Origin of the sequence: Roseateles sp. (assembly GCF_044373315.1) — a bacterium.
Taxonomy (GTDB): domain Bacteria; phylum Pseudomonadota; class Gammaproteobacteria; order Burkholderiales; family Burkholderiaceae_C; genus JACDQM01.
Genome location: NZ_JBILQK010000110.1, coordinates 1 through 9,939, shown reverse-complemented (window position 1 = coordinate 9,939; position 9,939 = coordinate 1). Strand labels below are relative to the sequence as shown.

Below are 9,939 nucleotides of genomic sequence, written 5' to 3'. Positions count from 1 at the left end.
CGCCCGCTCCCCGGTCGAGGTGCGTCAGGTGCTGCTCGGCAATCTGGTCTTCAAAGTGATGGGCGTGCTGCTGGCCATGCCTTTGCTGGGTGTCTGGCTGCGCGAGCTGCGCCAGCATGTCGATCCAGCGTCAGCCGTGGTGCTGACGCATCTGGCCTTCAATGTGGCGCTGGCCGTGCTGATGGTGGGCATCACGCCGCGTGTCGGGCGCTGGGTGGCGCGCGCCTTGCCGGTGCCGGAACGTGCCGCTCGGCCAGGCCGCCCGCATCACCTCGATCCGTCGGCGCTCGCCACGCCCTCACTGGCGATTTCCTGCGCGGCGCGAGAGGCTTTGCATCAGGCCGATGTAGTCGAGACCATGCTGCAGGGCTTGCTGCGTGTGATCAAGGACGACGACACGCGCCTGGCCGAAGAGCTGCGCAAGATGGACGACACGGTGGACGAGCTGTATTCGGCCATCAAGTACTACCTGACCAAGATCTCGCGCGAGGCCTTGGGCGAAGAGGAAAGCCGGCGCTGGACCGACATCATCAGCTTCACGATCAATATGGAGCAGATCGGCGACATCATCGAGCGCGTGCTGCTGGACATCGAGGACAAGAAGATCAGTCGCGGCCGCAACTTCTCCGATGCTGGCATGGCCGAGATCTGCGAGCTGCATGCGCGGCTGGTGGACAACCTGCGCCTGGGCATGAGCGTCTTTCTCAACGGCTCGGAGCGCGATGCGCGCAAGCTGCTGCAGGAGAAGGCGCGCTTTCGCGATCTGGAGCGTGCCTATGCCGCCACGCATCTGGAGCGCCTGAGCGGCAAGACCTTGCAGAGCATCGAGACCAGCTCGCTGCATCTGGACCTCATCAGCGAGCTCAAGCGCATCAATTCGCACCTGTGCTCGATTGCCTATCCCATTCTTGACTCGGCGGGCGCCCTGGCGCCCAACCGCCTGCGTGGCAGTGCGGTGGCTGACGGCGGTGCCTGATAACCGGCGCCTGGATTGCTGACCATGTTGAAGACTGTTGTTGCTCATCCCGCCCCGCTCCCGACTGATCGCGCGGCCTTGCTTGATAGGCTGGCGCAGCCGAAGGTGTACGACCTGGCCGTGGTCGGGGGCGGTGCCACCGGCCTGGGCCTGGCGCTGGACGCCGCGGCGCGCGGCTTCAGCGTGGTCTTGCTGGAGTCCCATGACTTTGCCAAGGGCACCTCGTCGCGTGCCACCAAGCTCGTGCATGGGGGCGTGCGTTACCTGGCCCAAGGCAATATCGGCCTGGTCCGCGAGGCCCTGCACGAGCGCGCGACCTTGCTCGCCAATGCGCCGCATCTGGCCAGCCGCCTGCCCTTCGTGATGCCTTCCTATAGCTTTTGGCAGAAGCCCTTCTACGGCATCGGCCTGAAGCTTTACGACGCGCTAGCCGGCGAGGCCGGCCTGGGCTCAACCGACTTCCTCAACCGGGTTCAGACCGAGCGCCTGCTGCCCAATGTCTGCGGCGAGGGGCTGCATGGCGGCGTGCGCTACTGGGATGGTCAGTTCGACGATGCACGCCTGGCGCTGGCCTTGGCCCGTACTGCTGCACAGCAGGGGGCGCTGCTGCTCAACTACTGCCCGGTGACCTCGCTGCTGCACGAGGGCAATCGCGTAGCCGGCCTGGTCTGCCAGGACCGCGAGAGCGGCCGCAGCTTCAAGGTGCAGGCGCGTTGCGTCGTCAACGCGACCGGTGTCTGGGTTGATGAGCTGCGCCGCCAGGACGGGCAGACCTTGCAGCGCCCCGTGTCCGCGATGGTGGCACCCAGCCAGGGCGTACATGTGGTGGTGGATCGCGAGTTCCTGCCTACCGACCATGCCTTGCTGGTGCCCAAGACCGCTGACGGCCGGGTTCTCTTCGCCGTGCCCTGGCTGGGCAAGACCATCCTGGGCACCACGGACACGCCCCGCGAAGATCTGAGCCTGGAGCCGACCCCGTTCGCCGAAGAGCTGGCCTTCATCCTCGGCGAAGCCGGGCGCTACCTGACACGCGCGCCAGGCCGGGACGATGTGCGCAGCGTCTGGGTGGGGCTGCGTCCCTTGGTGCGGCCGGATTCGAGTGATGGCGAGAGCGACACCAAGACCATCAGCCGCGAGCATGTGGTGCGCGTCAGCCGTTCGGGCCTGGTCAGTGTGACCGGCGGCAAATGGACCACCTACCGCTCAATGGCTGAAGACGTGCTGGCACAGTGCGCCGAAGCCGGGCTGTTGCAACGCCGTCCCGAGGGTGTGACGCGCGAGCTGCGCCTGGTCGGCGGCGAGGACACCGGCTCGGCGCATCCGCCGCTGAGCGCCGCACCGGGCTATCACCTCTATGGCAGCGAAGCCTTTCGGGTGCAGGCACTCGATGGCGGGCAGCGCCAGTTGGGTGCAGGCCTCACCGAGGCCATGGTGCGCTTCGCAGCGCGCCACGAGTACGCGCGCACGGTCGAAGACATGCTGGCCCGGCGCCATCGCCTGCTGTTCCTGGATGCGCGGGCCGCTGCCGCGCTGGCGCCCGCGGTGGCAGCCCTGCTGCAAAGCGAGACGGGTGTGGACCCGCAGCTGGAGCCCTTCCTGGCCCTGTGCCGGCAGTACGCGACGCTGCCGGCCTGAACGGGGCTGCGCCGGCCGGGCTGCGGGGCGGACAGAAGCAGTGCCCGCCCAGGGGCTTTGCTGCACTGCGGTACGATTCGCCTTCGACGCACAGCCGGCTCACGGATCAGGGTGATGAGCTGCCGGCGCTTCGACGCGAAGGCCGCCAAGACATATGAGCGGGCCGCTCCGTAAGTGGGTCACGAGCCCGCAGTAGTCAGCCAGTTTCCCAGCCCGCCTGCGCCCAGCGCAGCTCAACTCCAGGGCGCGCTGCCCGTGCGCCCGGCCGCCATGAATGCAAAGCATCCGCTGATGCCCGTCGCCCAGCCCCCCGTGGCTTTCGCTGCCGCCGCCCCTGCAGCAGCAGACTCGCACGAGTTGCCCGCCCGCCTGCGCGAGATCCCCTACAACTACACCTCCTTCTCCGACCGCGAGATCGTCATCCGCCTGCTGGGCCAGCGTGCCTGGGCGTTGCTGAACCAACTGCGCGAGGAGCGTCAGACCGGTCGCTCGGCCCGCATGCTCTATGAGGTGCTGGGCGATATCTGGGTGGTGCAGCGCAACCCGTATCTGCAGGACGACCTGCTGGACAACCCAAAGCGGCGCGCCCAGCTGATCGAGGCCCTGCAGCACCGCCTGCACGAGGTCGAGCGCCGTCGCAACCCCGAGGCCGATGCGCAGCGCGACGCCTCGGTGGGCGAGTTGCTGAAGCAGGCGCATGCCGCGGTCGAGCAGTTCTCGCGCAGCTTCGAGCTCACCGCCGATCTGCGCCGCCGTGCTTCCAAGCTTCTGGCGCGCCACACCGCACGCGACAACATCAAGTTCGACGGTCTGTCGCGCGTCTCGCATGTGACCGACGCCACCGACTGGCGCGTCGAGTACCCCTTCGTTGTGCTGACACCCGACAGCGAGGCCGAGATGGCTCAGCTGGTCAAGGACTGCTTCGAACTGGGCTTGACGGTGATCCCCCGCGGCGGCGGCACCGGCTATACCGGCGGCGCCGTGCCGCTGGTGTGGAACAGTGCCGTGATCAATACCGAGAAGCTGGAAGCGCTGCGCGGTGTCGAGATGCTGGAACTGCCCGGCGTCGGCCGGCCAGTGGCCACCATCTTCAGCGAAGCCGGCGTGGTGACGCAGCGGGTTGCCGACCTGGCCGAGCAGCATGGCTATGTCTTCGCGGTCGACCCGACCTCGGCCGAGGCCTCCTGCGTGGGCGGCAATGTGGCGATGAATGCCGGCGGCAAGAAGGCGGTGCTGTGGGGCACGGCTCTGGACAACCTGGCCTCGTGGAAGATGGTCACGCCCGAGGCCAAGTGGCTGGAGGTGATCCGCCTCAACCACAACCTGGGCAAGATCCACGACGTCGAAGTGGCCAGCTTCGAGCTGCGCTACTTTGATGCCTCGGGCAAGAAGCTGGAGCGCACCGAGCGCCTGGACATCCCCGGCCGCGTATTCCGCAAGGAAGGGCTGGGCAAGGACGTCACCGACAAGTTCCTGGCCGGCCTGCCGGGCATCCAGAAGGAGGGCTGTGACGGCCTGATCACCAGCTGCCGCTGGGTGGTGCACCGCATGCCCAAGCATGTGCGCACCGTCTGCCTGGAGTTCTTCGGCAACCCCAAGGAGTGCGTGCCCTCGATCGTCGAGATCAAGAACTACATGTTCTCGCTGTCACGCAGCGACGCGCCGGGCGGCGTCAACACTGAGCACGGCGGCCCGTCGCCGGTGCTGCTGGCCGGTCTCGAACACCTGGACGACCGCTATCTGAAGGCGGTGGGCTACGCGACGAAGAGCAAGCGCGGCGGTTTGCCCAAGATGGTGCTGATCGGCGACATCGTCGGCGACGACGAAGATGCGGTGGCCCGCGCCACCTCGGAAGTGGTGCGCCTGGCCAATGGCCGCAGCGGCGAAGGCTTTGTGGCGGTCAGCGCCGACGCACGCAAGAAGTTCTGGCTCGACCGCAAGCGCACCGCCGCTATCTCGAAGCACACCAACGCCTTCAAGGTGAACGAGGACGTGGTGATCCCGCTGGAGCGCATGGGCGAATACACCCTGGGCATCGAGCGTATCAATATCGAGCTCTCGCTGCGCAACAAGCTGGCCCTGGTGGACGCGCTGACAGCGCTGTTTGCGCGCGGCAATCTGCCGCTGGGCAAGAGCGACGACGCTGGCGAAATCCCCAGCGCCGAGCTCCTGGAAGACCGGGTGGCCCAGGCGCTGGCGCTGCTGACCGAGGTCGGCGCGCAATGGCGCCAGTGGATGCAGGAGTTGGACCTGCCGCGCGAGAACGGCGAACGCAGCTTCTTCGACCAGCTGCAGGACCACAGCCTGCGCGCCTCGTGGAAGACGCAGATCCTGAAAGCTCTGCAGGACATCTTCAGCGGCGCGTCCTTCGCGCCCATCCTCGATGAATGCCGCCGCATCCACAAGGAGGTGCTGCGTGGCCGCACCTGGGTGGCGCTGCACATGCATGCCGGCGACGGCAATGTGCACACCAACATCCCCGTCAACAGCGACAACTACGAGATGCTGCAGACCGCGCATGAGGCGGTGGCCCGCATCATGAAGCTGGCGCGCTCGCTGGACGGCGTGATCTCGGGCGAGCATGGCATCGGCATCACCAAGCTGGAATTCCTCTCGGAAGAAGAGCTGGCGCCCTTTGCCGACTACAAGGCCAGGATCGACCCCGAGGGCCGCTTCAACAAGGGCAAGCTGCTGCGTCCGGATGCGTCGACGCACGGCACCTTCGCCGACCTGACCAATGCCTACACGCCCAGCTTCGGGCTGATGGGGCATGAGTCGCTGATCATGCAGCAGAGCGATATCGGCGCCATCGCCGACAGCGTCAAGGACTGCTTGCGTTGCGGCAAGTGCAAGCCGGTCTGCGCCACTCATGTGCCGCGCGCCAATCTGCTCTACAGCCCGCGCAACAAGATCCTCGCCACCTCGCTGCTGGTCGAGGCCTTCCTCTACGAGGAGCAGACGCGCCGCGGCGTGTCGATCAAGCATTGGCAGGAGTTCGAGGACGTAGCCGACCACTGCACGGTCTGCCACAAATGCGCCAGCCCTTGCCCGGTGAAGATCGACTTTGGCGATGTCACGATGAATATGCGCAACCTGCTGCGCAAGATGGGGCAGAAGAGCTTCCGGCCCGGCAACGCAGCGGCGATGTTCATGCTGAACGCCACCAATCCCGAGACCATCAAGCTGGCCCGTTCAGCCATGGTTGGCGTGGGCTTCAAGGCGCAGCGCTTTGCGCATGATCTGCTGAAGGGATTCGCGAAGAAGCAGACCGCCGCGCCGCGTGCGACCTTGGGCCCGGCGCCGATCAAGGAGCAGGTGATCCACTTCATCAACAAGAAGCTGCCCGGCGGGCTGCCGAAGAAGACGGCGCGCGCGTTGCTGGACATCGAGGACAAGGACTACGTTCCGATCATCCGCAACCCGCAGGCCACCACGGCGGATACCGAGGCGGTGTTCTACTTCCCCGGCTGCGGTTCGGAACGATTGTTCTCGCAGGTGGGGCTGGCGACGCAGGCCATGCTCTGGCATGCGGGCGTGCAGACCGTGCTGCCGCCGGGTTACCTGTGCTGCGGCTATCCTCAGCGCGGCTCGGGCCAGTTCGACAAGGCCGAGAAGATGATCACCGACAACCGGGTGCTGTTCCACCGTGTGGCCAACACGCTGAACTACCTGGACATCAAGACGGTGGTGGTGTCCTGCGGCACCTGCTATGACCAGCTGCAGGGCTACAAGTTCGAGGACATCTTCCCCGGCTGCCGCATCATCGACATCCACGAGTTCCTGCTGGAGAAGGGCATCAAGCTGGAGTCCAGCCAAGCCTATCTGTACCACGACCCCTGCCACACCCCGATGAAGCTGCAGGACCCGATGAAGACCGTCAAGGCCTTGGTCGGACCTGAGGTGACCAAGAGCGAGCGCTGCTGCGGCGAGAGCGGCACGCTGGGCGTGACGCGGCCGGACATCTCCACGCAGATCCGCTTCCGCAAGGAAGAAGAGCTGCGCAAGACAGAGACCCAGCTGCGTGAATCCGGCAAGGTGGCTGCGGCCGACAACCTGAAGATCCTCACCTCCTGCCCGAGCTGCCTGCAAGGCTTGAGCCGCTACGGCAACGATCTGCAGAACGGCCTGCTGGAGGCTGACTACATCGTGGTTGAGATGGCGAATCAGATCCTGGGCAAGGACTGGATGCCCGAGTACGTGGCCAAGGCCAACGCCGGAGGTATCGAGCGCGTGCTGGTCTGAACGGTCGACGGATCGGAAGATGACAACATGAAAGGGCGCCAGCGGCGCCCTTTGTTTTGCTTGTCCGGCACACGCCGGTTTGCCTCAGTCTGCCGACAGCTTGCGCTCCTTGATCAGCGCATGCCAGGCCACGGTTTCCTGCTGCACGAAGCGCGCCAGCGAAGCGGCATCGCCGGGCGCCACTTCCAGGCCGAAGTCTTCTAGCCGGGCCTTGACATCGGGCGTCGTGATGGCCTTGTTCATCTCGGCCGAGAGGCGCTGCACGATGGCTTCCGGCGTGCCCTTGGGCACAAACAGCCCTTGCCAGGCCGCCACGTCGACGCCCTTCAGGCCGATCTCCTGGAAGGTCGGTACATCGGGCAGGGTGGCGATGCGCTTGGCGCTCAGCACGGCCAGCGCCTTGAGCTTGCCCGAGCGGATGTGCGGCAGGCCGGCGGCGGTATCGAGGATGCCCATCGGCACCATGCCGGCGATCAGGTCCTGGGTGGTGAAGGCGGTGCCGCGGTAGGGCACATGCACGATGAAGCTGCCGCTGCGCTCCTTGATCAGCTCCATCGCCAGGTGGTGCGGGCTGCCGATGCCGGGCGAGGCATAGCTGTACTTGCCGGGGTTCTTCTTCACCTCATCAAGCCACTGCTTGGCGCTGCTGAAACCGGCATTCGGATTAACCACCAGCACCAGTGGGAAGCGCGCCATGAAGCCCACGGGGGCCAAGTCTGAAGGTGAGTAGGGCACCTTCTTGTACATCGCGCTGTTGAACACCATCGCGCCGTTGTCGCCGGTCACGATGGTGTAGCCGTCAGGGGCCGATTTGGCGGCGGCATCGGTGCCGATCATGCCAGCCGCGCCGGGGCGGTTCTCGATCACCAGCGTCTGGCCCAGCTGCTTGCCGATCTGCGGGGCCAACTGGCGCGCCAGGAAGTCGGAGCCGCCGCCGGCCGGGTAGGCCACCACCCAGCGCACTGGCTTGCTGGGCCAAGCCTGTTGTGCCTGCGCGGCCAATGGCGCCAGGCTGAGCGCACCCAGTGCCAGCAGGCAAAGACGGCGAGGAATCGAGAGCATGTGTTGCATCGGGGAAGTCTCCTTGTTGTGGGCGTTGCTACAGTGCGGCACCGAGCCATCTTAGACCCGCCCGCCATGCCGCTGCCCACCCCGTCGCCGAGCTGCCCTCTTTGCCATGAAGCTGGCGGTCTGCCCGTTTTTGAAAGCAGCGTGTGGCGCGTCGTGCGGGTGCTTGATGCGCCGGAGTTTCCTGCCTTCTACCGGCTGATCTGGCAGGCCCATGTGGCTGAGTTCAGCGATCTGCCTGGCGACCAGCGCCTGCAGTGCATGGAGGCGGTGACCGTGATCGAGCGCGTGCTGCGCGAAGCATTGGCGCCGACCAAGATCAATCTGGCCAGTCTGGGCAATGTGGTGCCGCATCTGCACTGGCATGTGATTGCGCGGTTCGACTGGGACAGCCATTTCCCGCAGCCGATCTGGGGCGAGCGCCAGCGCAGCCCGCAGCCTCCGGCGCTAGAGCAGCTGGACGCATCGTTGCTGGCCGGGCTGGACCTGCGCGTTCGCGAGGCGCTGGCTCGGCTCCAGGGCGCCGGCACGCCCCCGTCTGGTTCAGAGATGTAAGAGTCTGTTGCCTTCCGGGCGGCGAATCTCTCTAAACGTAAGCCCCCGCGGGAAGCGGCATTCCGTCACAGTCAACTTGGGCCTGCATCCCTAGACTGGCTTTCAGATTCTTGGAAGTTGCTCAGGAGGCCGCATGTTCCGCAAGGCTCAATCCCCGCTGTTTCTGGCATTGCTCGCTGCTGCTCTGCAGAGCCCGCTGACCGGCGCACAGGCCGGCGTGTCGGTCGCCGCCGTCGACAGCCCAGTGGCTGCGCAGGCCGCAGGCAGCGACCGCCTGATCATCAAGTACCGCGATGCCAGCCGTAGCGAGAGCCGTGGCGGGCGCCTGATCCAGCAGGCGCAGAGCCTGCCCAGCGCTACGCTGCAGGGCCGCCTGAGCGCCGCCAACGGCGTGGCCTCACAGCGCGGCCTCAGCCTGGCGCTGCTGCGCCAGACCGGCGTCGGCGCGCATGTATTCAAGCTCAATCGCAGCCTTGGCAGCGCCGAGATGCGCCAGTTGGCCACGCAGCTGCAGGCGGCGGATGCCAGCATTGAATACGTTGAGCCCGATCTGCGGATGCAGGCCCTGCTCACACCCAACGACACGCATTTCAGCAAGCAGTGGGATCTGTTCGAGGCCACCGGCGGCATCCGTGCGCCGGCCGCCTGGGACCGGGCCACCGGCAGCGGCGTCGTTGTGGCAGTGCTGGACACCGGCATCCGCCCACATGCCGACCTTAGCGGCCAGACGGTGGCCGGCTACGACATGATCACGCTGTCCAGCATCGCGGTGGACGGCGGCGGCCGCGACGCCGATGCCAGCGACCCGGGCGACTGGAGCGCGGCGGGCGATTGCGCCAGCGGCAGCGCTGCCCGCAACTCCAGCTGGCACGGCACGCATGTGGCCGGCACCATCGCGGCCAAGGCCAACAACGCCTCAGGCATCGCGGGCATCGCCTTCAACGCCAAGATCCAGCCGCTGCGCGTGCTGGGCAAGTGTGGTGGCTACAGCTCCGATATCGCGGATGCGATGGTCTGGGCCTCGGGCGGCAGCGTCAGCGGCGTGCCGGCCAACACGACACCGGCCAAGGTAATCAACCTGTCGCTGGGCGGCACCGGCAACTGCGGCACCACCACGCAGAACGCCATCAACAGCGCGCGCGCCCGCGGCGCGGTGGTGGTGGTGGCGGCCGGCAACGAGACGGCTGATGCCTCGACCTCCAGCCCGGCCAACTGTGCCGGCGTGATCACCGTGGCCGCCACCGATCGCTACGGCGCGCGGGCTTATTACTCCAATTTCGGCAACGTGGTCACGCTGGCCGCGCCGGGCGGTGATGGCCGCTCGACGGGCGCCAATGCGATCCTGTCCACCCTCAATGCGGGCACCACCACGCCAGGCGCCGATGTCTATGCCTATTACCAGGGAACCTCGATGGCGGCGCCGCATGTGGCCGGTGTGGCCGCGCTGATGTTCAGCGTCAAGC

6 protein-coding genes are annotated in these 9,939 nt (G+C 66.5%); 5 read left to right on the top strand and 1 reads right to left on the bottom strand.

Annotated features, from left to right (window positions below):
- The 3 genes from ACIQ67_RS17525 to ACIQ67_RS17515 form a co-directional block, all read left to right on the top strand.
- Positions 1 to 976, top strand: a 976-nt coding sequence (locus tag ACIQ67_RS17525; protein ID WP_397535664.1) for a Na/Pi cotransporter family protein, incomplete at its 5' end; no start/stop codon positions are given.
- 24 nt (positions 977 to 1,000) lie between these two features.
- Positions 1,001 to 2,611, top strand: coding sequence for a glycerol-3-phosphate dehydrogenase/oxidase (locus ACIQ67_RS17520; protein WP_397535663.1), 1,611 nt, complete (start codon positions 1,001 to 1,003; stop codon positions 2,609 to 2,611).
- A 270-nt stretch (positions 2,612 to 2,881) separates the two neighbouring features.
- Complete coding sequence (locus ACIQ67_RS17515; protein ID WP_397535662.1) at positions 2,882 to 6,853, top strand: DUF3683 domain-containing protein; 3,972 nt, start codon at positions 2,882 to 2,884, stop codon at positions 6,851 to 6,853.
- 84 nt (positions 6,854 to 6,937) lie between these two features.
- Here ACIQ67_RS17515 and ACIQ67_RS17510 read toward each other — a convergent pair whose 3' ends face one another.
- Positions 6,938 to 7,924: a Bug family tripartite tricarboxylate transporter substrate binding protein gene (locus tag ACIQ67_RS17510; RefSeq protein ID WP_397535661.1), complete on the bottom strand. Its 987-nt coding sequence runs from the start codon at positions 7,922 to 7,924 to the stop codon at positions 6,938 to 6,940.
- Positions 7,925 to 8,065: 141 nt separating this feature from the next.
- Here ACIQ67_RS17510 and ACIQ67_RS17505 point away from each other — a divergent pair, with 141 nt between their 5' ends.
- Both ACIQ67_RS17505 and ACIQ67_RS17500 read left to right on the top strand, forming a co-directional pair.
- Entirely contained in the window at positions 8,066 to 8,476 is a 411-nt protein-coding gene (locus tag ACIQ67_RS17505) for an HIT family protein (RefSeq protein WP_397535660.1), read from the top strand.
- Positions 8,477 to 8,609: 133 nt separating this feature from the next.
- Positions 8,610 to 9,939: S8 family peptidase (locus ACIQ67_RS17500; RefSeq protein WP_397535659.1), on the top strand; the 1,330-nt coding region annotated here is incomplete at its 3' end.